A 24,170-nucleotide genomic window follows, 5' to 3' on the forward strand; every position below is an offset into this window, starting at 1 on the left:
ACGCTAACGGTTTCGCGGCACAGGGGGAAGCTCTGATCTCAGGCGTCGGGCAGGGGTTGGACTTTGGTATAGTCCGGGCCGATGCAGGTGGGCAGGTCATCACCAAGCTGCAGCCAGCTTAGTTTTTCCTCATGCGCGACATGCAGGGTCGGGCTGAGCGCCTCGGGGTTGTCCAGCGTCGCTACATAGAGGTGCATCACGTCCGACATCACCGTCGACCGGAAGGATATCGGCGTGCCGCAATCGGGGCAGAAACTGCGCTCGACTCCGGGTGAGGAATTGAACCGTTTCGGTTGTTCTCCGGTCCAGCGCCAGTTGCCATCGCGCACCCCGAAATAGGTGGTCATCGGGGCCGCACACTGGCGACGGCAGCTGTCGCAATGGCAGGTGACGCAGGACAAGACCGGAGGATCGACCTGATATCCAATCTTGCCGCATAGGCAATGTCCGCGCATATCACCCCACTTGTTCTTGCTGTCAGATCAGCAGTTCGGCACGTTGACGGCCAACCCGCCCAAAGATGTTTCCTTGTACTTCTCGTGCATATCCTCGCCGGTCTGGCGCATCGTTTCAATGGCCGCATCCAGAGGCATAAAGTGCTTGCCGTCGCCACGCAGGGCCAATGATGCGGCAGAGACGGCCTTGATCGCGCCCAATCCGTTGCGTTCGATACAGGGCACCTGCACGAGGCCCGCGACTGGATCGCAGGTCATGCCAAGGTGATGTTCCAATGCGATCTCGGCTGCGTTTTCGACCTGCTCGGGCGTACCGCCCATGACGGCGCACATCCCGGCCGCAGCCATGGCCGAGGCACTGCCAACCTCAGCCTGACAGCCCGCCTCGGCACCCGAGATCGAAGCGTTGAACTTGACCAGACCGCCGATGGCGGCCGCGGTGAGCAGGAAATCCTCGACATGGCTCTCGGATGCGCCGGGAACGTGATCGAGGTAATAGCGCAGAACCGATGGCAGCACGCCTGCCGCACCGTTGGTGGGGGCGGTGACAACCTGCCCACCGGCGGCGTTTTCCTCGTTCACGGCCATGGCGTAGACGCTCATCCAGTCGTTGATTGTATGCGGCGCGTTCAGGTTCATGCCGCGTTCCGCCAGCAGGGCATCGTGGATGCCTTTGGCGCGGCGGCGGACGCTGAGGCCGCCGGGCAGGATACCGTCGGTTTTCAGCCCACGTTCGATACAGTCGTTCATGACCTGCCAAAGACGGGCTGAACCTTTGGCAAAACTGTCCGCACAGCCGCGCGCGATTTCATTCTCGCGCTTCATCTGGGCGATGCTTTTGCCGCTGTCCTTGGCCATCTGCAGCATTTCAGCAGCGGATTTGAACGGGAAGGGCACCGGGGCACCTTCGTCGGTTGCCTTGCCTTCGGCCAGTTCCTCTTCGGTCAGGACAAACCCACCACCGATGGAGTAGTAGACCTGTCGCAGGATGACATCGCCCTGCGCGTCGGTGGCCATCAGGATCATGCCATTGGCGTGGCCGGGTAAGGCGTGGTCATAATCGAAGATCAGATCGGCCTTGGGATCGAAGCTCAGCGTCGGCAGGCCCTCGGGCGTGACCGTGTGGGTCTCGGTAATCGCGGCCAGCGCGGTCTCGGCCTTGTCGTTGTCATAAGTGTCGGGCACAAACCCGGCGAGGCCCAGGATCGTGGCGCGATCTGTGGCGTGACCGACGCCGGTAAAGGCCAGCGAACCGTGCAGCGAGCCGCGCAGGCCCGCGAACTCGAACGGTGAGGCGCGCATCAGGTCGAGGAACCGCGCGGCAGCAACCATGGGGCCCATGGTGTGGGAAGAAGACGGGCCGATGCCCACTTTGAACATATCGAAGACAGAGAGGAACATGTCAGGTAGCTGAGCCTTCTGGAGGGTTGGCGTAAGTCGGAGAGGTGAAGGGGGTGACCCCCAGCCCCTCGGCGGCAATTGCGGCGCGGGTTGAGGGGCGTGTTTCGTGCTGCATCAGGATCTTCTGCAGGTAGGGTGTGTCGGCCAGCTGATACCAGCTGCGATCAATCCCTGCCGGATAGAGCGCCATCCAGCGCATCATGCAGGCGACATAAAAGGTCAGCACCGAAGGGTGATCGGGGCTGAACCAACCCGGCACGGTGCGAGCCAGATCGTCCAGCAATTTCAGATGCTGGCGCAGCCGGGGCCGGATGCCCGCGCGCAGCGTCTCAGCTTGCTGGGCGGCGATGTATTTCTCGGCGTAGAACAGGATGCGCAGGTCGGAATGCAGGGTGTTGGAGGCAAAGAACAGCCATTTCAGAAACGCGGCGCGATCGGGATTGGCCGGGGCAGGGGCCATCTGTCCATGGGTGTCGGACAGCCACAGCAGGATTGCGGCGGTCTCGAAGATCGGTCCCTGAGGTGTCTCCAGAACAGGTATCAGCCCGTTCGGATTCAGCGCCCGGTAGGCTGCGCCATCCTGCGCGTTACGGCCACGATCGACCAGCGCGGTCTCATAGGGCAGGCCCATCTCTTCCAGCGCCAGCCGGATCACCAGCGAGGCGTTGTCGGGGGCATAGTGCAGGCGGTACGGCGATTCCATGGCATCTATCTAGGGTGTCTGGCGATCAGATTAGAGGCTGATTGCGACGTTTCCTATCGGAAACGCGCATTTCAGCGACATGTTAACACAAGGACGGAGTGTTTTGCCTCTCGCAGTTGTGCGGGGCATTCCGTATAAGTCTGGCAGTAATCTGAGGGGACGCCGCCATGATCAAAGATTTGTCGCCCATCGACAAAGCAAAATATGTTGCTGCCTGTCGCGCTGCCGAACTTGTTCAGGGCGGAATGCGTGTGGGTCTGGGGACAGGCTCGACCGCCGCGTGGCTGGTGCGTCGCCTGGGTGAGCGGGTGCGCGACGAAGGGCTGGCAATCAAGGGCGTTCCGACCTCGACCGATACGGCGCAGCTGGCGCGTGAGGTGGGGATCGAGGTCGTCTCGCTGGATCAGGCCGGGTGGCTGGACCTGACCATTGATGGCGCGGATGAGTTCGATGGTGAGTTCAACCTGATCAAGGGCGGCGGTGCGGCGCTGCTGCAGGAAAAGATCGTGGCCACAGCCAGCGATCAGATGGTTGTGATTGCCGATGCGGGCAAAGAGGTCGAAACGCTGGGCGCGTTCCCTCTGCCGGTCGAGGTCATCCCGTTTGGCTGGCAGACCACCCGCACCCTGATCGAAGAGGCTCTGGACACGATGGATGTACTGGGTACGTCGGTCACACTGCGCATGAACGGAGAGGCACCCAAGGTTACGGATGAGGGCAACCACATTCTTGATCTGCACCTCAAACGCATCGGCAATGCGCGTCAACTGGCCCTGGTAATGAACCAGATCCCCGGTGTGGTCGAGAACGGGCTGTTCATCGATATCTGCGACAAGGTTGTTGTCGGTTACGGCGATGGCCGGGTGGAGTTGCGCGATCTCAACGAGGGAACCGTCCTGACCGATATGCTGGGCGACGGCGGGGACAATCTGTTTTCGGATCTGGCGGACTAAAGACCAAGCAGGCATCGCGATAAACCGCAGAAGAAAAATCGCTATTTCCCCAGCCAGGGGTTGGCAGTTTGGAATTTGCGCCCAGATATCCAGTGAATTTTGGCCACGCGGAATAAAAGGAACGCACCAATGAGCTTTGACTATGATCTGTTCGTCATCGGAGGCGGCTCGGGCGGGGTCCGTGCAGCGCGTGTGGCGGCGGGTGAAAACGGGGCCAAGGTGGCGCTGGCGGAAGAGGATCGTTACGGCGGAACCTGTGTGATCCGAGGGTGCGTGCCCAAGAAACTGATGGTCTTTGCCAGCGAGTTCTCAGGCATGGTTAGCGATGCGCAGGAATATGGCTGGGACATTCAGCCCGGTGGGTTCAACTGGGATACATTCCACGGCAAGCTGGTTGCGGAACTGGACCGTCTGGAAGGCATCTACCGCAATATCCTGAAAAACAACGGCGTCGAAAGCTTTGACCAGCGCGCCCGCGTGGTTGATCCGCATACGGTCGAGCTGGCCGATGGCACCCGCAAGACCGCCAAGCATATACTGGTGGCGACCGGTGGTCGCCCGGTTGTGCCCGAGTTTCCGGGCTCGGAACTGGCCATCACATCGAACGAGATTTTCCATCTGGAGAAACTGCCCGAGACCATGCTGATCGTTGGCGGTGGCTATATCGCCTGCGAGTTTGCCGGGATCATGAATGGGTTGGGGGTCAAAACGACTCAATTCTATCGCGGGGCACAGATTCTGCGGGGCTTTGACGATGAGGCGCGCGGGCTGATCAGCGAAGAGATGTGCCAGAATGGCATCGACCTGCATCTGGGCACCAACGTGCTGGAGATGAAAAAACAGGGCGATAAAATCTGGGTGAAAGCCACGAATGGCTCGGAACAGCTGTTCGACGTGGTGATGTATGCCACGGGTCGCGCGCCGAATGCGGATGATCTGGGGCTGGAGGCTTTGGGCGTCGAACGCGGCCGCAAGGGTGAGATCGTGGTGGATGAGTACAGCCAGACCGGCGTGCCCTCGATCTATGCCATTGGCGACGTGACGGACCGGGTGAACCTGACCCCGGTTGCGATCCGCGAGGGCATGGCCTTTGTGGAAACCGTTTTCAAGGGCAACCCGACACCGGTGGATCACGACCTGATCCCGACCGCGATCTTCACTCAGCCGGAAATGGGCACGGTTGGCCTCAGCGAGGAAGCAGCGGCGGAACAGGAACCGATCGAGGTTTATGCGACCTCATTCAAGCCCATGCAGAAGGCGTTTGCCGGTGGTACGCAACGCGTTCTGATGAAGCTGATTGTATCTCAGGCCACGCGGAAGGTGCTAGGCTGTCACATCGTTGCGCCCGGCGCGGGTGAGATGATTCAGCTGGCCGGGATTGCCGTCAAGATGGGCGCCACCAAGGAAGATTTCGACCGCACGGTTGCGGTTCATCCGGTGATGGCCGAAGAACTGGTGACAATGCGGCAACCTGTACGCACGGCTTGATTTGCAACCGCGCGCACACACGTTACAAGGGAAGCCGTGATCACACGGTCCAACACAAGGGAAAACACACATATGGCGGGCAACAGCGGCGGCCCCTGGGGGGGCGGAGGCTCATCCGGCGGCGGAGGAAATCGGGGTAACAACGGGGATGGGCGCAAGCCCCCCGAAGGCGATGGCCCGCAGATCCCCGAGATCGATGAGCTGATGAAAAAGGGCCAGGAGCAGCTGCGCGTCCTGATGGGCGGTCGTGGCGGCGGTGGCCGTGGAACGAACGGTTCAGGCAGTGGCGGTGGTGGTCCCATCTTCACCAAGGGGACCGTGGCGATTGGCGCATTGGTTGCCGTTGGTCTCTGGCTGGCTGCGAGCGTGTATACGGTCAAGCCCGAAGAACAGTCGGTTGAGCTGTTTCTGGGTGAGTTCTACAAGGTCGGAAATCCGGGTCTGAACGTGGCCCCGTGGCCGTTTGTGACTGCAGAAGTCATCCCGGTGACCCGCGAACAAACCGAAGATATGGGCGGTGCGCGTGGCAGTGACGACGGTCTGATGCTGACTGGCGACGAAAACGTGGTCGACATTGATTACCAGGTTGTCTGGAATATCAGCGATCCGGCCAAGTTCCTGTTCAATCTGCGTGATCCGCGCCAGACAATCCGTGCGGTTTCGGAATCGGCGATGCGCGAGATCATCGCGCAAAGCGAGCTGGCGCCGATCCTGAACCGGGATCGTGGTATCATCGCGGAACGTCTGCAGGAACTGATCCAGGCGACGATGGACAGCTACGATTCGGGTGTGAACATCATCCGCGTGAACTTTGACAAAGCCGACCCGCCGCAAGAGGTGATCGCCGCCTTCCGCGACGTTCAGGCCGCGGCGCAGGAACGTGACCGTCTGCAGAACGTCGCCGATGCCTATGCCAACCGTGTTCTCGCCGAGGCGCGCGGTGAAGCCGCGCAGGTTCTGGAAGAGGCCGAGGCCTATCGTGCCCAGCAAATCAACAGCGCGATGGGTGAAGCCAGCCGTTTCAGCGCGGTTCTGGAGGAGTACTCCAAAGCACCGGACGTGACGCGCAAGCGTCTGTATCTGGAACGGATGGAGCAGGTTCTGGGGGACGTCGACAAGATCATTCTGGATGAGAGCACGTCAGGATCGGGGCAGGGGGTCGTGCCGTATCTGCCGCTCAATGAACTGCGCCGCAACCCTGCAGGGGAGAGCAACTGATGCGTAAATCACCCATTATTCTGATCGTCGTTATCGGGCTTGTGCTGCTGGGACTGTCCTCGATCTTTATCGTGGACGAACGCGAACGCGCTCTGGTTCTGCGGTTCGGTCGCGTTGTGAACATCAAGGAAGAGCCGGGTCTGGCCTTCAAGGCGCCGATCTTCGACGAGGTTGTGCGCTACGACGACCGTATCCTGTCGATCGACGTCCAGCCATTGGAAGTCACGCCGCTGGATGATCGCCGTCTTGTGGTTGACGCCTTTGCGCGCTATCGGATCGCCGATCTGAACCGGTTCCGTCAGGCCGTTGGTGTCGGCGGTATCCCGGTGGCCGAGGATCGCCTTGACCGTATCCTGCGCGCTGAAACGCGTGAGGTGCTGGGTTCGGTATCGTCCCGTGACATCCTCAGCTCGGACCGTGCTGCGCTGATGCTGCGCATCCGCAACAGCGCCATTGCCGAAGCGCAGGCGCTGGGCGTCAATGTGATCGACGTGCGCCTGAAGGCGACCGATCTGCCGCAAGCCAACCTTGAGGCGACGTTTGACCGGATGAAGGCAGAACGGGAACGTGAAGCGACGGACGAGCGCGCCCGCGGTAACGAAGCTGCGCAGCGTGTGCGCGCGCAAGCCGACCGGACCGTGGTTGAACTGGTTTCCGACGCCAACCGTGAGGCCGAAATCATTCGCGGTGAGGCGGATGCCGAACGCAACGCGATCTTCGCCGAGGCTTACGGCGCCGATCAGGAATTCTTTGAGTTCTACCGCTCGCTGTCCGCGTATGAGAACGCGCTGCAGGGAGGGAACAGCTCGCTGGTGCTGAGCCCGGATTCCGAATTCTTCAACTACCTGAAGTCGCCCACCGGGAAGGCCTCTCAGTAATGGGAATGATCCTTCTGGCCTTCGGGCTGGTGCTGATTGTCGAGGGGCTGGCCTATGCGCTGGCCCCTTCGCTTATTGAGCGTATGCTCGAGGCGCTGCGGGCGCTGCCGGAACAGGCGCGGCGGCTGGTCGGGCTGCTTTGCGTTATCAGCGGGCTTATCCTGGTGTGGGGCGCGTATCAGGCCGGTTTTTGATGCGGCGGTTTCACTTGCCGGTGATTTCCCCGCGATCCCGAGTTGCGGGCGGGGGCAAACTGACTACATTGGTTGCGAAGAGGGGTAACCGATTGGTGCCCGCGGAAGAAGTGTCGACAAGGAGACCCCAAGTGCAGGCGAAAGCGCGCAGTGTATCCGTCCGGCGGGACGATGTTTTGGTTTTGATGCGGCTGATGTGGCTGGCGTTTGTGGGAATGCTGCTGGTTTTGGCACAGTCGGTGGCTGCGCAGGCGCGCAATGAAAGCCTGGCCCCATTGGCGGAACAGATCAGCCCGGCGGTGGTCAATATCACCACTTCTACCCTGATCGAAAACCAGACCGGCCCGCAAGGGATCGTGCCCGAGGGCTCTCCGTTCGAGGATTTTTTCCGCGAATTTCAGGACCGGAACGGCGGGGACGATGAAAACCGACCGCGACGCAGCAATGCGCTGGGCTCGGGGTTCGTGATCTCAGAGGATGGCTATATCGTCACCAACAACCACGTCATCGCCGAGGCCGATGAAATTCTGGTCGAGTTCTTCCCCGGTGACGGGCAGCCCGCGAAAGAGCTGGTCGCCAAGGTCATCGGCAAGGATGAGAAAACTGACATCGCGCTGCTGAAAGTCGAAGCCGAAGGGCCGCTGAAATACGTGCAGTTCGGCAACAGCGACACCGCCCGCGTCGGCGATTGGGTGATTGCGATGGGCAACCCGTTGGGGCAGGGGTTCTCGGTGTCGGCCGGGATCGTCTCGGCCCGGAACCGCGCCCTGAGCGGGTCCTATGACGACTACATTCAGACCGATGCGGCGATTAACCGGGGGAACTCGGGCGGACCGCTGTTCAACATGGATGGTGAAGTGATCGGCGTGAACACCGCGATTCTGTCGCCCAATGGCGGCTCGATCGGGATCGGGTTTTCGATGGCGTCGAACGTGGTTGTGAAGGTCGTGGATCAGTTGCGCGAGTTCGGTGAAACCCGACGCGGCTGGCTGGGCGTGCGCATCCAGGACGTGACCGAGGACATGGCCGAGGCGATGGGGCTGGATAAGCCCGGCGGCGCACTGATCAGCGATGTACCGGAAGGACCGGCCAAGGAAGCCGGATTGCTGGCCGGAGATGTGATCATCAGTTTCGATGGTGTCGAGGTCGAGGACACGCGCGGCCTTGTACGGCAGGTGGGTGAGACCACTGTGGGCAAATCCGTGCGTGTTGTCGTGCATCGCGATGGCGGCACGCAGACCGTGCTGGTCACCTTGGGTCGCCGTGAGGATGCCGAGCGTGCCGAAAACGACGAGGACGAAACGCCGGATGCGCAGGTCGAAGAGAACAAGGATATCCTCGGCCTTACGATATCACCGCTCGGCGACTCGCAGCGCGAAGAATTGGGCCTTGATGCCGAAACCGAAGGGCTGCTGGTGACGAATGTCGACGAAGCATCGGAGGCGTTCGAAAAGGGTCTGCGTGCGGGTGATCTGATCACGGAAGCAGGGCAGCAAAAGGTGACCTCGATCGCCGATCTCGAAGCGCGGATGGATGAGGCCCGCGAGGCAGGGCGCAAATCCCTGCTGCTGCTGGTGCGGCGCGGCGGCGAGCCTCGGTTCGTGGCGCTGAGCCTGGAAGAATAGAATCTACGCGATGAAAGATAGAGGGCCGGGGTTATATGACCCCGGCCCTTTGCAATGAATAAACCACGGTGCAGGACAGTTTCCGCGCCGGCTACATGATAAGCCACGCCTGCATTTTATATCGGCAGCGTTTATCTTGGTTCGTCAAGATGTCCTTCGCGTGAAGACGCTCGTGGATTCGACCGGGCGGTATTCTCGATCAAACAAACAGCGGATTTCGCGTTGTGCCGTTATCGCGGTTCCCCGATCATGATGGTGGGAGCCCCGCCCGAAGAGATACGCGCAGCATCTGCAGCGACCTGCTGCATACCTTCTGAGCTCATTGTATCCTGTAGGGCCTGACCCGAGGCGAAGGGCATGGAGAACATCTGATAGAATGGAGGGTCGCCGTCTGGACCCGAATGAAACTTGGTAATGGTATACGGGCGCGCTTCGGATGGTATGCCGGATTTTGCATGTAGCAGCTTCAGGTGAGCGTCGTAGTCGCTTTCGAATTGTGCGGTGTCTTTCGGCCACGGGTAAAGGACGGTGAGCAATACTTCTGACACATGCGCCTCCTGTCAGTTAGTGTCGGTTAAGCTGGGCAAACAACGTCTTCTACCTGACGTTATCACGGTTTCCAAAATCACCGCACTGGCAGCTTTTCTGATGGCACGTGTTCGGTGCCTGTACGGGGCATAGTTTAATGCCGCTCGGGCAGGGTTAGCGACCCTCCACAACGTTGCCGTATGGGCACCAGAAGTGCGTTTCGGTCTCTCCAACTGTGTAAATGAAGAAGCCATATGCCGGGAAAGGCATATGGCTCTTGTACAGGGAGAGGCTGGTGGACAGATATCGGGGATGATAAAACCAACCTCCTACGGTAACAGTGTTGACCTTACGGCAGCAGAAAGCCCCCGTATGTGAAGCGGATCACATCTGTGCCGAAAATCTAGATTAAATCGGATTCGGCGAGTTGACGCAGCGCGTCGAAATCGTGGATTTGCAATCCGCCGCGCGAGGCTTCGACCACATTGTCCCGTTTCCAGGTCGAGATGGTTTTCGATACCGCCTCGCGAGTCGCGCCGACGAATTCGGCCAGTTCACTTTGCGACAGGGTGATACGCGCAGTCGGGCTGTCCTGTTGACCCGCCAGATGCAATAGCTTGCGCGCCAGCCGGATCGGCATCGGCAGGAACACCTGCTCGTTCAGTTGCGCGCCCATGTAGCGCATACGCAGCCCGGCCAGCCGGATCAGGTCAACTGCAAGATCGGGATGTTTCCGGATTTGCGCCATCATGTCTTTCTGCCGGACCCGCAAGACCCTGGAGGGCTCAGCCGCCATTACTGTAGCGGTGCGGGGGCCATTGTCGAACAGCGCGATTTCTCCGAAAACCTCACCCGGGCGCATCAGGCTGAGGGACAGTTTTCGACCGCTCATCGCGAGAAAGGAAACTTCCAGCGCGCCCTCAAGGATCGCATAAAGCGCGTCCCCCTCATCACCCTGTTCGAACAGCACATCACCCCGGTCGAGCGTGACATCGGCTGCCTGGGCGGCCAGCATGGCGCGCAGCTCTTCGGAAGCTTCGGACAGGAATCCACTATTGGGGAATGCCATCATGCGGGCGTCGGTCTCCGGGTTGAGTGGTGCGGGTGGTGCCCCAACTTTTCACAGCTTGGGGCCCAAGCCAAGAAATTTTATTACGCACTCAACGGTGATGACGCCGGTTCTATTGCTGGTCGGGGTCATCCATATAGCTTTGCAGCACGTTGAATTGCATCATCAGGAAGGCCATCAGAGCGATGGGAAAGCCGAAGGTTTCGATCTTGACCCAAAGGTCCGTTGAAAGGGTTCGCCAGACAAGTTCATTGGCCACGGCCAGAACCGCGAAGCAGGCGCACAGACGCCGGGTGAGGATCATCCACCCTTCGTCGCGCATGGGCAGCATGTCACCCAAAACGTAGGACAGATAGGATTTGCCCTGCAGCAGACCGATGCCGAGGATCGCCGCGAAGAAGCTATAGACCAGCGTCGTTTTCATCTTGAAGAACCGCTCGTCATTGAACCAGGCGGTCAGGCCGCCGAAGAAGATAACCATGAAAGCGGTGAAAATCTGCATCCGGCTGAGTTTGCCAGTCAGGTACCACAGGATACCCATCGCAGCGAGCATCAGCGGCACAAACAGGATCGTGGCGACAATGAAGCCCGAGTATTCGGTGCCGCCGATCACGAAATTGTCATCACGCAGGCGCATGTAGATTAAGAAAAAGGCCAGCGGCGGGCCGAGTTCCAGCGCCTGTTTGAGGAATGGGTTGATCTCTTTTTTGTCTGTCATGGGTCCGACCTGCTTCTTACCCGCCCATTTCAACTATTACAGCGCCGAGTGCAATCAATGCCATCAATGCAATACGCCTTGGACCGACGGTTTCTTTCAATACGAGCCAGCCGATGAGCGCAGCAAAGACCGTGGAGGTTTCACGCAGAACCGCTGCCTCGCCGACTTTGTCGAGCCGGGTGGCCAGCATCACGGCACCGAAGGACATCGGTGCGATGATGCCGCCGGCGAGACCGCGCAGCATCAACGGACCGAGCGCCGGGCGGTGGATCATGGCACGATATCTGAGTGCGGCGTAGATCGGCATAGCTGCCCCGTCGATCATGAAGAACCAGGCCAGGAAGGTGAACGGATCGGCGGTGGCGCGGATACCGTAGGCGTCGTAAGTGGTGTAGAGCGCAACGAAAAGGCCGGTTATCAGCGCCAGTACGAGCGCGATATGCAGAGTTTCGCGGTCGGTTTCGAGGTATCGCAGGTTATAGGCGGCGAGCCCGAAAATGCCTGCCATCAGTGTTGCCACGCCCAGCCACTGGACGCCCGAGAAGGTTTCGCCGAACAGGAGGTAGGCGCCGATGACCGTGAAAAGCGGGCCGGTGCCGCGCACGACCGGATAGACCACGGTGTACGAGCCTTTGGTGTAGGCCATCGCCTGCAGGACCTTGTAACCGATATGGATCAGCCAGACGATCGCGAAGATGGGCCACATATAGGGTTCCGGCCATGGCACGACGAAGAAGGCGAAAGGGGCGGCCATCAGGCAATAGCAGCCGTCGATCGCTCCGCGTGACATCCACGGGTCGTGGCGGCCTTTTTGCAAAGCTCCAAACACGGCGTGCAGGAAAGCGGCCATCAGCGCGAGGGCGAGGGCGAGGTGGTGGCCGGATTCGGTGCCTTCGAGGGAGATCAGCCAGTCGCTCAAATCAGGGCTTTCGCTTGGGTGGAGAACGTGGGGGGCTGTCTGCCCCCACACCCCCGAGGATATTTTTGGCCAGATGAAGAGGCGGATCAGTTCTGCAGACCGGTGAGGGCGGCGGCGAATTCTTCGGGATCGAAGGGGGCGAGGTCGTCGATTTGTTCCCCGACACCGATGGCATGGATCGGCAGGCCAAACTTGTCGGCCAGTGCGACCAGTACGCCGCCCTTGGCGGTGCCGTCGAGCTTGGTCATCACAAGGCCGGAGACATCCGCGAGGTTGCGGAAGGTTTCGACCTGGCTGAGGGCGTTCTGGCCGGTGGTGGCGTCGAGCACCAGAAGCGTGTTGTGTGGGGCGGTTTCGTCGACCTTGCGGATGACGCGGACGATCTTGGCCAGTTCCTCCATCAGGTCGGCGCGGTTTTGCAGTCGGCCTGCGGTGTCGATCATCAAGAGGTCTGCGCCGTCGTTTTGGGCCTTGGTCAGCGCGTCAAAGGCGAGGCTGGCGGGGTCGGACCCTTCGGGGGCGGTGAGCACGGGCACGCCCGCGCGGTCGCCCCACACCTGGAGCTGTTCGACGGCGGCGGCGCGGAAGGTATCTCCGGCGGCGATGACGACCTTTTTGCCTGCGGCCTTGAACTGGCTGGCCAGCTTGCCGATCGTCGTGGTTTTGCCCGAGCCGTTCACGCCAACGACCAGCACCACTTGCGGACGTTTGGGATAGATTGGCATCGGTTTGGCCACGGGTTCCATCACGCGCGCGACTTCCTGCGCCAGCAGTTGCTTGATCTCTTGCGTCGAAAGTTTACGGCCAAAGCGACCCTCGGCCATATTGGCAGTGACGCGCAAGGCGGTGTCGACGCCCATGTCCGAGGCGATCAGAAGTTCTTCGAGCTGTTCCAGCATGTCGTCGTCCAGCGTGCGGCGGACAACGGCTTTGGACTCGTTACGGCTGAACAGGCGGCCCAGCAACCCTTTGGAATCGGGAACCTCTGGGGGCGGAGGAGCCGGTGTGGGATCAGCCGGGATCGGTGCGGGGGGCTCGGCCGGTTGGGGCGCTGGCGTGGGCTCTGGTATTTCGGGAACCGGTTGCGGTTCGGGCTCGGGTTCAGGGATGACCGGATCAGGGGTTGGGGTTTCCTCGCCGCCATCCTCGACAATCGCATCCAGCCCCTCTTCGAGGCGCGATGAGGATTTGAACAGCTTGTCCTTCAGCTTGGAAAAAAACGCCATTTTCGGTCTCCGCAGGTGTTTCCCTCACCTAATGCGGATTGGCGGCAGTTGCAAAGGGTCAGGTGAAGGCGATCAGGAATCCGGCCTGCGCACCCCAGTAGAGCGGCCAGACCATGTATGGGGTGAACTTCAGGGCCCGGTGATCGGCGGCGAGCAGGAACTTTTCGGTCGCGAGGATCAGGTCCGAGGCGATGAAGGCCATCGCGGCGGGCAGGGCCCAGCGCAGCGCTCCGATGTCTGGCAGCGCAAGAACGGAAATGCCCATACCCAGAATGATCGGGATATAGGCGAGCACAGGCCCCTTCAGGTCTCCGGCGCGGGGGGCGAGGAGGGTTGCCATGACGATGCCCAGCACGATGAGGGACCAGAAGATTACGGGCTGATCGAAGATCAGGGCCGGGTCACTGCCGGGGTGGGTCAGGAACAGCGCGATATAGGCTAGATGCCCGGCGGCAAATGCACCTATGCCGGCCATGAAGGTAGCATCGGTTTCGCGCGACAGCAGGGCGTCGCCGGTCGCGCAGAGGATGAGGGCGAGGAGCAGCAGCCAAGGGCCGCTTGCCAGCATCGCAATGACTGCAAGCAGGGCGACCGAAGCGGTTTTCAATACGCTGCGCGGCGTGCTGGCCTGGTGCGCTGTCAGCGGCAGGTAGGCCAGCGCGCAGGCCGCTGCGGCCCAGAAGAGGAGTGTCGTCATGCTTCGTTCCTGATGTTCCTGCTGTGTCTTTCGATCATCGCCAAGATCGCGGCTGTGCATCAAGCCGTGACGTAGAGTTAAACTGTCGAGGCGCGGGATGCGGAAAGGTTGAATGGCGCATGAGGGCTGCATCTGACAGAATATGGACATGTTCAGGGCCATGATGATTCTGCTGATGTTTGCCGTACAACCCGCTGCGGCGCAGTCGCCTCTGTCCGGCGCTGAATTCGATGTCTATACGCGTGGAAAGACCTTGTTCTATGGCTCTGACGGGCAGGTCTATGGGGTCGAGCGGTATCTTCCCAACCGCCGCGTGATCTGGTCGTTTCTGGATGGCGACTGCATGGAAGGGGTCTGGTACGAGTACGAAGAGCAGATTTGCTTCCTGTACGAGGACCGGCTGGACCCGCAATGCTGGGTGTTCACACAGTCCGGTGGTGGATTGATAGCTCAGTTTGAGGGCGATCCGACGGCAACGGAGCTGTATGAGGCCGAGGATATCGGGGAAGAGATGCTCTGTTACGGGCCGGATGTCGGGGTCTGAGGGCAGGTTTCAGTTGGCCGCAACTCTTCATAGCCGATCATGACATGGCGTTGAAATGCCGGCCTGTCGGTCAGTGATTCGTAGTAACGGCGGACATTGGGCAACGGCGCGCGTTCAATATCGATGTCGTAGTAGCGGTACAGGACATGGCCGAATTGTATGTCCGCCAGGGTGAAGTCGTTACCCGAGAGGTAAGCCGTCTGGCCAAGTTGTGCGTCTGCAAGTGTCAGCTTGTCTTCGACCTCGGCGACGGCCTGCCGGATCGATGTTTCATCGCGCTGCGTGGACGGTGTTCGAACCAGTTGCCAGAAAACCGGTACAGTAAACGCCATGGCGATGTTGAGTTTCGCCCACTCGGCCCATTTGTCGACCTCGGCGCGCTGAACGGCATCCGATGGCCAGAAGGCCCTGTCGCCGTATTGGGCGGCGAGATAGCGCAGGATTGCCCCGGTTTCCCAAAGCGGGGCGTTGTCGCCATCCTGAAGGACGGGGATGGTTCGGTTCGGGTTCAGAGCCTTAAACCCGGCGCTGTCCAGCCCGCCGAACCGATGGCCCAGATCGTGACGCTGGTAGTCAAGATCCAACTCACCCACGCACCACATCAGCGCCTGGACGTTGGATGATGTCTTACGCCCCCAGATCGTAAGCATCGGTCAGAACAGCGATCCCTGATCGGGTGGGTTCTGTTTGGTTTTTTTTGTCGGCGCCTTTCCGGGCGCTCCGGTTTTCAGCGAGCCATCGGCGAATTCGATTTCAAGGACGGTGTGGCTGGCGGCCTGAGATTTGGTTGTGATGACCTCTCCTTCGGCACGTATGACGGCATAACCGCGCCCGAGCGTTGCCTTGTAGCTGAGGGTTTCGCGAAGGCGGTCGGTGGCGTCCATCTGCTGGCGCAGGCGATCCAGCCTTGCGGCCTGGGCGGCGTTCAGGCGCTCCGTCAGGCGGTTCAGTGTCTCATGCCGGGTTTGCAGTTCTCGCTGGATCGGGCGCAGGGACAGGCGTGAGGACAGGTTGCGCCAGCGGTCACGCCGGGTAGCGACAAAGCTGCGAAGGGTCGAGGGGCGCAGGCGGGCCGCACTGTCCAGCAGCTTGACGCGGCGGTTCTGAACACCCCGGATCAGCGCATTGGGCAAACGCTCTGAGATTTGATCGAGCCTTTGGCGCGGGCTTTCCAGCAACGTGTCGGGGCGCGGTAGGGCGCGGGACAGGTCGCGCAGGCGCTGGCTGCGTCGTTGCACGGCATCGGTTGCGGCGCGGGACAGGCGGGCACCTTGCTCGTTGGTCCATGCCAGCAATTCCATGCGAACCGGAACGGCGAGTTCAGCAGCAGCGGTTGGTGTGGGCGCGCGGCGGTCCGAGACATAGTCGATCAGGGTGGTGTCGGTCTCGTGCCCCACGGCCGAGATCAGCGGGATATCAGAGGCCGCTACGGCACGCGCGACGCTTTCTTCGTTGAAACCCCACAGGTCTTCGATCGAACCGCCTCCGCGGGCGACGATGATCAGGTCGGGGCGCGGCAGGGCTCCGCCCGGGGTCAGTTTGTTGAAGCCTTCGATGGCGCGGCTGACCTCGGGCGCGCAGTTTGCGCCTTGCACAGCGACCGGCCAGATCAGCACCTTGCGCGGGAAACGGTCACGCAAGCGATGCAGGATGTCGCGGATCACCGCACCGGAGGGCGAGGTGACCACACCGATGATTTGCGGCAGATAAGGCAGGGGTTTCTTGCGTTCAGGCGCAAACAGACCTTCGGATTCGAGCTGCTTTTTGCGCTTTTCCAGCAGCGCCATCAGCGCGCCCTGGCCGGCGACTGCGACCTCATCGACGTTCAGATTGTATTTCGACTGTGCGCCAAAAGCGGTGAGACGTCCGGTGACGACGACCTCGAGGCCCTCTTCGGGAACAACCGACAAACCCGAAATCTGCCCTTTCCACGTGGTGCAGGCCAGCACGTTTCGGTCGTCCTTGATGTCGTAGTAGAGATGCCCCGAACGCGCCTTGAACACGCGCCCAACCTCGCCGCGTACACGGATTCGGCCAAAGGTGCCTTCAAGCGTGCGTTTCACCTCACCCGAAATGTCCGAGACGGTATATTCGGGGGTATTTTGGCCCGGGATCGGGTCATCAAGCAGGTCGGACATTTCAGCGCCTTGTGTCAAATGCCTGCGCAGCTTAGAACGCCGCGCAGGCAAGGCCAAGCAGATCGGAGCGTTTCATGAATATCCTCATTCTCGGCAGCGGTGGACGCGAGCATAGCCTGGCCTGGGCGGTGATGCAGAACCCGAAATGTGACCGGCTGATCGTGGCGCCGGGAAACGCCGGGATTGCGCAGATCGCAGAGTGTGCCGCCCTCGACATCGAGAATGGCGGCGCGGTGGTCAGTTTTGCCGAGGAAAACGCGATTGATTTCGTAATCGTCGGCCCTGAGGCGCCTTTGGCGGCAGGGGTTGCTGATCGTTTGCGCGAAGCTGGAGTGCTGGTCTTTGGTCCGTCTGCAGCAGCAGCGCGGCTGGAGGCCTCGAAAAGTTTTACCAAGGAAATCTGTGACGCATCGGGGGCACCGACAGCCGCTTATGCCCGGTTCACCGAGGCCGAGCCAGCCAAGGATTATATCCGCGCGCAGGGCGCTCCGATCGTGGTCAAGGCCGATGGTCTGGCCGCTGGCAAAGGTGTGATCGTGGCGATGGATGCGCAAACCGCGCTGGACGCGATTGATGACATGTTCGGGGGTGCCTTTGGTGGCGCTGGTGCTGAAGTTGTGATCGAGGAATTCATGGAGGGCGAGGAGGCGTCGCTGTTCGTGCTCTGCGATGGTGAGGACATTCTGTCGATTGGCACCGCGCAGGACCATAAGCGTGTGGGCGAGGGCGATACCGGGCTGAACACGGGCGGAATGGGGGCCTATTCTCCGGCCCCGGTGTTGAGCGCCGAGATTGAAGCCCTTGCGATGGATCAGATCGTGCGCCCGACAGTGGCTGAGATGAAGCGGCGCGGAACGCCGTTTCAAGGTGTGCTGTATGCAGGGCTGATGATCAGGGATGGTCAACCCAGGCTGGTAGAGTACAACGTGCGTTTCGGCGATCCGGAATGTCAGGTGCTGATGATGCGGCTGGGCGCTCAGGCAATGGATCTGATGCATGCCGCTGCCGAGGGTCGGCTGGGTGAAACGCGCGTGAACTGGGCCGACGACCATGCACTTACGGTCGTGATGGCGGCGAAGGGGTACCCCGGGCCCTATGAAAAAGGCAGCGTGATCGAAGGGCTGGAGGGATTGGCCGAGGATAGCCGCAACATGGTGTTTCATGCGGGAACCAAGGCGGCTGACGGCAAAATTCAGGCCACCGGCGGTCGTGTGCTTAACGTGACCGCGCGCGGAGACACGTTACAGGACGCGCGGGATCGGGCCTATGCGGCAGTCGAAGCGGTCGATTGGCCGGGTGGTTTTTACCGCCGCGACATCGGATGGCGTGCGCTGTAACCTGATGGCCGGGCCGAGCCCGTCTCGATTGTTGGGGTGCAGGGAGCTTTGCCCCCTCGGCCTGCGGCCTCACCCCCAGGATATTTTCTGCCAGATGAAGGGCGGATCAGCATTTTAGTGCCATAGTCAGGTGCTGAGGGCCGATTACGGGGCCGAGGTCATTCAGCGTCCAGCGCTTGTCGTATGAGACGCTGATGATCCGCGACCAGTCCGCGCTGGCGAGGATGAGTTCCGGGCCCGAATCGCAATTCCGCAGGCCGCCGGAGATGAAATCCTCTCCGATCCGGTGGTTGGTCAGGCCGGGCAGGGTGGCTATTTCAGTCAGGGCACCGTTTCGGAAGCGCCAGATGCGCAGGGTTTTTGCGAGGTGGGGACGGTCGACATAGGCTATTTCGACATGACCATCTCCATCCAGGTCGGCAGCGCCGACCGGAGCGAGCCAGCGAAAGCGTGTACCGATATGGGGCGTGGCGGCGATTTTATGGCCGATGGCGTCATAGATCGCCAATTGCGCACCGGTTTGCTGGTGCGTTTCCACAACTATGACCTCGGGCAGCCCATCCTGATCCACGTCCGCCACGCGAGGGGAAAGGTCCTCGAAGACGCGGTCATCGGGCAAGCGGATCGTTACAACCGAGCGAAGAATCGTGCCGGCAGCAGGCGATGTTTGATCTGAGGGTGTATGCTCGACGCTGAGTTCCAGTGCGCCGTATTCGATGGCATCCCCCAGAACGCCGTGGGCGTATCGCGCAGTGGGTTCGGTGAACCGGGCAGAGACTATAGTATCGGCGCTGGCCGCAGGCGAGGTGCCCGCCAGCCACGCGCACAACATCAGAGCCGCGCCGCGTCCCGGACTTCGCCACAGGCGAACGGGCCGACGCGGCGCCTTGGGGGGCATCAGATTTGTTTTTCCGGCATCTGAACAACCAGACCATCCAGCGCATCGGTGACCTTGATCTGGCAGGTCAGTCGCGAGCGGGCGGGGTCAGGCTCGTAGGCGAAGTCAAGCATGTCTTCTTCCATATCATCCTTGGCCGGGATTTTTTCGACCCAGTCGGGGTGGATGTAAACATGGCAGGTCGAGCAGGCGCAGGCCCCGCCGCAATCGGCCTCGATGCCGGGAATGTTGTTGTCACGGGCTCCTTCCATGACTGTCAGTCCGTTGGCGACCTCGACTGTGTGTTCGGTACCGCCATGCTCGACATAGGTGATCTTTGCCATTGCGTGCGTCTTCCTTTTGCGATTGTCGGATTCTTCCTTAGTCAAGGGAGTTAGGCGTTTCCAGTAGGAATTGCGACTTATTATGCCGCCTGTGAGCCATCGCGCGGTTTGCCTGCCTATTCCCTCCGCACCGGTTGGCCCGGAGAATTGCCGCCAAGGCCTATCGAACCAGACGATTCTCGTCTGCCCGAACGGCATATCCAGGAGCGACCTGCGTTGCAGCGATCTGACCCGTCGTTGGGTGCTGCATCCGTCGGGCAGGCACACTGAGCAGAACGCCAGGATTGTTGTTCGCGTCATTTTCTCGCCCTGATTGTGTAGGAGTGTGCCATCAAAAATGGGTAAGTGAATGCAGAATAAGTATTTATACCGTGTTTTTCGATTGAGAAGGCTTTTGGTAACATGTCTGGTCATCATGTTTTCCGGATGGCTCGCTGGTGAGCTTCTCTTTGGCCGTGCAGATTTGTTGAGCAACATCATCGCACGGACGGGTGTTGCGGCAGCCTGTTTGGCAATAACGACAGGCCTCGTTGTTGTTTATCCACGGGTGTGGTGGGAGACAGTTTGCGCGGCACTGGTGCTCGGGCTGCTTCTCATGTTCCTGTCACCTTTGGAAACTCTGCCAGAATACATGTCCAGTGATGATGGTGTTATGGCGATGCTGTGGACGCTCTTCATCGTCATATTCGGCGCTATTTTTCTCTGGTTGGGTCTTTACCTGACCATGTTCGTTCTGTTTGCGATCCCTTCGCAGTTTATGCGCGACAAATCCCGTGTCTCTGTGCCGTTGTCAGCTGATGAGACATTTGAAATCTTGCGAATGAAACCGGATTCCGATGATGGTTTTAGTGCAACGGGGCTTGCCGATGCGGATGGTTTTTTTACAACTTCGTTCGAAATAAACACCTTCGACCCAGGGACCTATTTGCCCGCTACCGAGGTCATGACGGTGCGTACCCGCATTGTAGAGGAGGGTGAGTGTTTTCAACTCATCATGTCCGGATGTGAGATCGATGGTGATATCAGGTACGAGCTTCAGGAACTGAATGTCGAGCAAAAGAAAGGCCGTTCGGTGTGCACGACAGTGACGCAGAAAAACGAATCCAACCTATTTGAGAGTATTGGTTTTTGGATACAGGATTTCGGTTCGGATCACCTGTTGTCCCATCTGATGACAGCGCAAGGTGAGAACTCTGCCTGCATCAGAGATATGCCCTATCGCAGTCCAATGTATGATCTTGCGCGCTATTTCGAGAATAGAAAGGGTGACAGCGGCAGTCACAATCCCGGATAGCAAGGACAGGCGCAGAGACGCGTTGCTCACAACGCAGCACTCACCTCTTGAACAAAAACCCCTGAGACTGCTTGTCCTGATGATCCCCCCTTAGTTCTGCATGTAATGCGCGCCCGGCCCGCACTCCGGGACGGGCGCCCATCATGTCCAGCCAGCGGGTGAAATGGGGTTTGTCTTCCAACACCTGTTGCTGCCCTTCCCACAGACTGGCCCACCCCCAGATCGATATGTCGGCGATGGAATAGAAATCGCCCGCGACATACTCGTTTTCTGCCAGCCGGCGATCCAGAACGCCATACAGACGACCGACTTCCGCGCGATAGCGGTCTTTCGGGTAGGGCAGGTCCTGCGGCGGGTTCAGCCGAGGCGCGTATTTCAGGAAATGATGCGCCTGACCGGCCATCGGGCCGACGCCGCCCATCTGCCACATCAGCCATTCCTCGACCGCGATCCGGTCACGCTCGGTCTTGCCATAAAAGCGCCCGGTCTTGCGGGCGAGGTACATCAGGATTGCGCCGCTTTCGAAAACCGACACCGGTGCGCCATCCGGGCCATCCGGGTCGACAATGGCGGGCATACGGTTGTTGGGAGAGATCTTTAGAAACTCGGGATCGAACTGGTCGCCCTTGCCGATGTTGATCAGATGGGTGGTGTAGGGCAGCGCCATCTCTTCCAAGGCGATGGAGGCTTTCCAGCCGTTGGGTGTGGGCCAGAAATACAGATCAATCATGTTACCTCCTTCGTTTGCAATGGATCATGATCGTTTCGGCGCGTTCGGCAAGAGGGCGCGCAGGCGTGTGACGAAAGCGTGACCTGCGATGGGCCGGGCTTGACGTGTTCCGGGACGGGGCGTAAAGGCATCCTCGGTAAGTGGCGATTTGTTACCGGATTGCGGGCCACGTTAAACAACACCGCTAAAAGGTCAGGATGAAAGACCCCTTTCGCTTGGCCGCGTCTGGGGTTTTTTGTTTGCCTCCAATGCGGGGCTGAAAGGAATGACATGAGCGAAAGCTGGAACAAGCGCACCCAAGCCGTCCATGGCGGCATCCGTCGCAGCCAATACAACGAGGTCTCCGAGGCGATCTTTCTGACGCAAGGCTTTGTTTACGAGAATGCCGAACAGGCCGAGGCCCGATTTATCGAGAGTGGCCCGGATGAGTTCATCTATGCCCGCTACGGCAACCCGACCGTGTCAATGTTCGAACAGCGTATTGCGGCGCTGGAAGGGGGCGAGGACGCCTTTGCGGCCGCCTCGGGCATGGCGGCTGTGAACGGTGCGCTGACCTCGATGCTGCAGGCGGGGGATCATGTGGTTTCGGCCAAGGCGTTGTTCGGATCGTGCCTGTATATCCTCGAAAATATCCTGACACGGTATGGTGTTGAGGTGACGTTTGTGGACGGCACTGATCTGGACGCGTGGGAGGCTGCGATCCGGCCCGACACCAAGGCGGTGTTTTTCGAATCCATGTCGAACCCGACGCTGGAAGTGATTGATATCACATCTGTTTCGAAGCTGGCTCACGCGGTTGGCGCCGTTGTGGTCGTGGATAACGTTTTTTCAACGCCTGTTTTCTCGCGCGCGATCGAGCAGGGTGCGGATGTGGTTGTTTATTCGGCAACCAAGCATATCGACGGGCAGGGGCGTGCACTGGGCGGTGTGATTATCGGCACCAAGGATTTTATCCGGGGCACGGTTGAACCCTACATGAAACATACCGGCGGGGCGCTCAGCCCGTTCAGCGCATGGATCATGGTCAAAGGTCTTGAGACCATGGCGTTGCGCGTGAATGCGCAGGCCGACAGCGCGCAGAAGATCGCTGAAGCGCTGGAGGGTCATCCGGCGTTGGAGCGGACGCTCTATCCCGGCCTTAAAACCCACCCACAGAACGCGCTGGTGCAGGATCAACTGGGCGGCAAGGGCGGCACCGTGCTGTCGCTGGATATCAAGGGCGGCAAGGCGGGGGCGTTTGCGTTCCTGAACGCGCTGACGATCCCGGTGATCTCGAACAATCTGGGCGACGCCAAGTCGATTGCGACGCACCCGGCCACAACGACGCATCAGCGCCTGAGCGAGGATCAGCGGGATGAACTGGGCATCACTCCCGGCCTGATCCGGCTGTCGCTGGGGCTTGAAGATGCGGATGATCTGCTGGCCGACATCAAACAGGCGCTGGCGGCGTCGCAGGGGTAACGTCGCCGGGATGACCCATGGTCAGGCGGCCCTGATCCGCCTGATCGGGCGCTTTCGGTTGAAAAGTGACGGTTTTCCGCATTTAATTTTAATCCGGGATGGTATCCCGCGCGTATCTCTGCGGACTGGTAATTCAACCCCGGTCGTATATAGTCCGTCGGCCTAGCAAGGGACCCGTGCCAATGAACATTCATCCGCGCGATATTGACGACACACCCGATCACGATCAGGCTGCTGCCGCGCTTAAGGTTCTGCGGGCGTGGGCGAAAACCGCCTCGGCTGCGGAAATCAGTCAGCTTGATCCGGCCATCGTGCAGCTTGTGCCGGGCCTGATGCCGACGAACTATCCGGCCCTGTCGCGTGAATACCCCGAAGGGTTCGAGGCCGATGCGGCCTATAAGGCGACCTTGCCTGATCTCCAAAATGGCCCGTCCAGCCTGATCCGGGGGGCGCAGCGGCAGATTCAGCATGTGGGCATCTCGAATTTCCGCCTGCCGATCCGGTTCCACCGCAAGGACGGTGTGGACCTGACGCTCGAGACCTCGGTGACCGGTTCGGTCAGTCTTGAGGCCGGGAAAAAGGGCATCAACATGTCCCGGATCATGCGGTCGTTCTACAAACATTCCGAGCGGACCTTCAGCTTTGAGGTGATGGAGGCAGCGCTGGACGACTATATGTCCGATCTGGACAGTCTGGATGCTCGTATCCAGATGCGGTTCTCGTACCCCGACCGGATCGAGAGCCTGCGCTCGGGCCTGTCAGGGTATCAGTACTACGATATCGCGCTGGAACTGGTCGAGCAGGGCGGTGAGCGCCTTAAGATCATGCATCTGGATTACGTCTATTCTTCCACCTGCCCCTGTTCGCTGGAACTTAGCGAACATGCGCGTGCTACGCGCGGGCAGTTGGCGACTCCGCACTCTCAGCGCTCGGTGGCGCGGATTTCGGTGGTTGTGGACTGCAATGCGGATTGTCTGTGGTTTGAGGATCTGATCGCGCTGTGTCGTCGAGCGGTGCCGACCGAGACGCAGGTGATGGTCAAGCGCGAGGATGAACAGGCTTTTGCCGAATTGAACGCCGCCAACCCGATTTTTGTCGAGGATGCCGCGCGTCTGTTCTGTGCCGAGCTTCACGCCGATCATCACGTCGGGGACTTCCGCGTGATCGCAAGCCATCAGGAAAGCCTGCACAGCCATGATGCCGTATCGATTCTGACCGAAGGACCCACCTTCGAATCTGCCAGTTTGGACCCGCGTTTGTTTACGACTCTGTTCCATATTGGCTGATTGACCCAACGGAAACTGCTGGAAATACGATCAAATTTTTCGAATTGGCGCTTTATTGCCGCAATGCAGCAGCTAATGCTGCATCTG

25 protein-coding genes and 1 riboswitch are annotated in these 24,170 nt (G+C 60.1%); of the genes, 11 read left to right on the plus strand and 14 right to left on the minus strand.

Features of this window, described 5'->3' with window-relative positions:
• Nucleotides 1-38 precede the first annotated feature (38 nt).
• Genes RA27_RS02900 through RA27_RS02910 form a run of 3 tightly spaced genes read right to left on the minus strand, consistent with a single transcriptional unit; the run spans nt 39 to nt 2,559 of the window.
• Entirely contained in the window at nt 39-455 is a 417-nt protein-coding gene (locus RA27_RS02900; protein WP_039534809.1) for a GFA family protein, read from the minus strand.
• Nucleotides 456-482: 27 nt separating this feature from the next.
• Complete coding sequence (locus tag RA27_RS02905; protein ID WP_039534810.1) at nt 483-1,856, minus strand: L-serine ammonia-lyase; 1,374 nt, start codon at nt 1,854-1,856, stop codon at nt 483-485.
• Nucleotide 1,857: 1 nt separating this feature from the next.
• Complete coding sequence (locus RA27_RS02910; RefSeq protein ID WP_039534812.1) at nt 1,858-2,559, minus strand: glutathione S-transferase family protein; 702 nt, start codon at nt 2,557-2,559, stop codon at nt 1,858-1,860.
• A 167-nt stretch (nt 2,560-2,726) separates the two neighbouring features.
• Here RA27_RS02910 and rpiA point away from each other — a divergent pair, with 167 nt between their 5' ends.
• The 6 genes from rpiA (at nt 2,727) to RA27_RS02940 (ending at nt 8,915) form a co-directional block, all read left to right on the plus strand.
• Complete coding sequence (rpiA, locus tag RA27_RS02915; protein WP_039534813.1) at nt 2,727-3,512, plus strand: ribose-5-phosphate isomerase RpiA; 786 nt, start codon at nt 2,727-2,729, stop codon at nt 3,510-3,512.
• Nucleotides 3,513-3,641: 129 nt separating this feature from the next.
• Nucleotides 3,642-5,000, plus strand: a complete 1,359-nt coding sequence (gor, locus tag RA27_RS02920; RefSeq protein ID WP_039534817.1) for a glutathione-disulfide reductase — start codon at nt 3,642-3,644, stop codon at nt 4,998-5,000.
• A 72-nt stretch (nt 5,001-5,072) separates the two neighbouring features.
• Entirely contained in the window at nt 5,073-6,218 is a 1,146-nt protein-coding gene (hflK, locus tag RA27_RS02925; protein WP_039534819.1) for an FtsH protease activity modulator HflK, read from the plus strand.
• Nucleotides 6,218-7,096, plus strand: a complete 879-nt coding sequence (locus tag RA27_RS02930; RefSeq protein WP_039534822.1) for a protease modulator HflC — start codon at nt 6,218-6,220, stop codon at nt 7,094-7,096. Before hflK ends, RA27_RS02930 begins: the two co-directional genes overlap by 1 nt.
• A complete protein-coding gene (locus RA27_RS02935) occupies nt 7,096-7,290 on the plus strand; it encodes a DUF2065 domain-containing protein (RefSeq protein WP_039534825.1) in 195 nt (64 codons plus the stop codon). The genes RA27_RS02930 and RA27_RS02935 overlap by 1 nt, the downstream gene beginning before the upstream one ends.
• Nucleotides 7,291-7,475: 185 nt before the next feature.
• A complete protein-coding gene (locus tag RA27_RS02940; RefSeq protein WP_241484029.1) occupies nt 7,476-8,915 on the plus strand; it encodes a Do family serine endopeptidase in 1,440 nt (479 codons plus the stop codon).
• 230 nt (nt 8,916-9,145) lie between these two features.
• On the opposite strand, the gene RA27_RS02945 is transcribed toward RA27_RS02940, so the two are convergent.
• The 6 genes from RA27_RS02945 to RA27_RS02970 form a co-directional block, all read right to left on the minus strand.
• A complete protein-coding gene (locus RA27_RS02945; RefSeq protein WP_039534827.1) occupies nt 9,146-9,463 on the minus strand; it encodes an EthD family reductase in 318 nt (105 codons plus the stop codon).
• A 383-nt stretch (nt 9,464-9,846) separates the two neighbouring features.
• A complete protein-coding gene (locus RA27_RS02950; protein WP_039534829.1) occupies nt 9,847-10,515 on the minus strand; it encodes a Crp/Fnr family transcriptional regulator in 669 nt (222 codons plus the stop codon).
• A gap of 109 nt (nt 10,516-10,624) precedes the next feature.
• Entirely contained in the window at nt 10,625-11,230 is a 606-nt protein-coding gene (locus RA27_RS02955; RefSeq protein WP_039534832.1) for an inner membrane-spanning protein YciB, read from the minus strand.
• A 16-nt stretch (nt 11,231-11,246) separates the two neighbouring features.
• The gene (locus RA27_RS02960; RefSeq protein WP_039534834.1) at nt 11,247-12,149 is read right to left on the minus strand and encodes an EamA family transporter; all 903 of its coding nucleotides are present in this window, start codon (nt 12,147-12,149) and stop codon (nt 11,247-11,249) included.
• Between the two features lie 86 nt (nt 12,150-12,235).
• A complete protein-coding gene (gene ftsY / locus RA27_RS02965) occupies nt 12,236-13,375 on the minus strand; it encodes a signal recognition particle-docking protein FtsY (protein WP_039534837.1) in 1,140 nt (379 codons plus the stop codon).
• 58 nt (nt 13,376-13,433) lie between these two features.
• On the minus strand, nt 13,434-14,234 hold the full coding sequence (locus RA27_RS02970; RefSeq protein WP_343294144.1) for a lysoplasmalogenase: 801 nt from the start codon (nt 14,232-14,234) through the stop codon (nt 13,434-13,436).
• On the opposite strand from RA27_RS02970, the gene RA27_RS02975 reads away from it, so the two are divergent.
• The gene (locus tag RA27_RS02975; RefSeq protein ID WP_241483999.1) at nt 14,233-14,616 is read left to right on the plus strand and encodes a hypothetical protein; all 384 of its coding nucleotides are present in this window, start codon (nt 14,233-14,235) and stop codon (nt 14,614-14,616) included. The genes RA27_RS02970 and RA27_RS02975 overlap by 2 nt on opposite strands.
• On the opposite strand, the gene RA27_RS02980 is transcribed toward RA27_RS02975, so the two are convergent.
• Together RA27_RS02980 and xseA are read right to left on the minus strand one after the other, a co-directional pair.
• Nucleotides 14,592-15,266: a glutathione S-transferase family protein gene (locus RA27_RS02980; protein ID WP_039534839.1), complete on the minus strand. Its 675-nt coding sequence runs from the start codon at nt 15,264-15,266 to the stop codon at nt 14,592-14,594. The two genes, RA27_RS02975 and RA27_RS02980, sit on opposite strands and share 25 nt — an antisense overlap.
• A gap of 3 nt (nt 15,267-15,269) precedes the next feature.
• Nucleotides 15,270-16,754: an exodeoxyribonuclease VII large subunit gene (gene xseA, locus RA27_RS02985; protein WP_039534841.1), complete on the minus strand. Its 1,485-nt coding sequence runs from the start codon at nt 16,752-16,754 to the stop codon at nt 15,270-15,272.
• Between the two features lie 74 nt (nt 16,755-16,828).
• On the opposite strand from xseA, the gene purD reads away from it, so the two are divergent.
• Complete coding sequence (purD, locus tag RA27_RS02990; protein ID WP_039534843.1) at nt 16,829-18,091, plus strand: phosphoribosylamine--glycine ligase; 1,263 nt, start codon at nt 16,829-16,831, stop codon at nt 18,089-18,091.
• Nucleotides 18,092-18,197: 106 nt separating this feature from the next.
• Here purD and RA27_RS02995 read toward each other — a convergent pair whose 3' ends face one another.
• Entirely contained in the window at nt 18,198-18,989 is a 792-nt protein-coding gene (locus tag RA27_RS02995) for a VCBS repeat-containing protein (protein ID WP_152610638.1), read from the minus strand.
• Nucleotides 18,989-19,312 carry a 2Fe-2S iron-sulfur cluster-binding protein gene (locus tag RA27_RS03000; protein ID WP_039534845.1) on the minus strand — a complete coding sequence of 108 codons (324 nt, stop codon included), beginning with the start codon at nt 19,310-19,312 and terminating at the stop codon, nt 18,989-18,991. The genes RA27_RS02995 and RA27_RS03000 overlap by 1 nt, the downstream gene beginning before the upstream one ends.
• A 349-nt stretch (nt 19,313-19,661) precedes the next feature.
• Between RA27_RS03000 and RA27_RS03005 the strand changes: the two genes are divergently transcribed.
• The gene (locus RA27_RS03005; protein WP_152610639.1) at nt 19,662-20,606 is read left to right on the plus strand and encodes a hypothetical protein; all 945 of its coding nucleotides are present in this window, start codon (nt 19,662-19,664) and stop codon (nt 20,604-20,606) included.
• A 40-nt stretch (nt 20,607-20,646) separates the two neighbouring features.
• Here the strand turns inward: RA27_RS03005 and RA27_RS03010 are convergent, their stop codons facing one another.
• Complete coding sequence (locus RA27_RS03010; protein WP_039534850.1) at nt 20,647-21,336, minus strand: glutathione S-transferase N-terminal domain-containing protein; 690 nt, start codon at nt 21,334-21,336, stop codon at nt 20,647-20,649.
• Nucleotides 21,337-21,466: 130 nt separating this feature from the next.
• A riboswitch (SAM riboswitch) is annotated at nt 21,467-21,544 on the plus strand.
• 62 nt (nt 21,545-21,606) lie between these two features.
• Between RA27_RS03010 and metZ the strand changes: the two genes are divergently transcribed.
• Nucleotides 21,607-22,797: an O-succinylhomoserine sulfhydrylase gene (metZ, locus tag RA27_RS03015; RefSeq protein ID WP_039534852.1), complete on the plus strand. Its 1,191-nt coding sequence runs from the start codon at nt 21,607-21,609 to the stop codon at nt 22,795-22,797.
• A gap of 182 nt (nt 22,798-22,979) precedes the next feature.
• Nucleotides 22,980-24,083, plus strand: coding sequence for a GTP cyclohydrolase FolE2 (folE2, locus tag RA27_RS03020; RefSeq protein ID WP_039534854.1), 1,104 nt, complete (start codon nt 22,980-22,982; stop codon nt 24,081-24,083).
• Nucleotides 24,084-24,170 lie beyond the last annotated feature (87 nt).

Source organism: Ruegeria sp. ANG-R (genome assembly GCF_000813985.1).
In the GTDB taxonomy this organism is placed as follows: Bacteria; Pseudomonadota; Alphaproteobacteria; order Rhodobacterales; family Rhodobacteraceae; genus Ruegeria.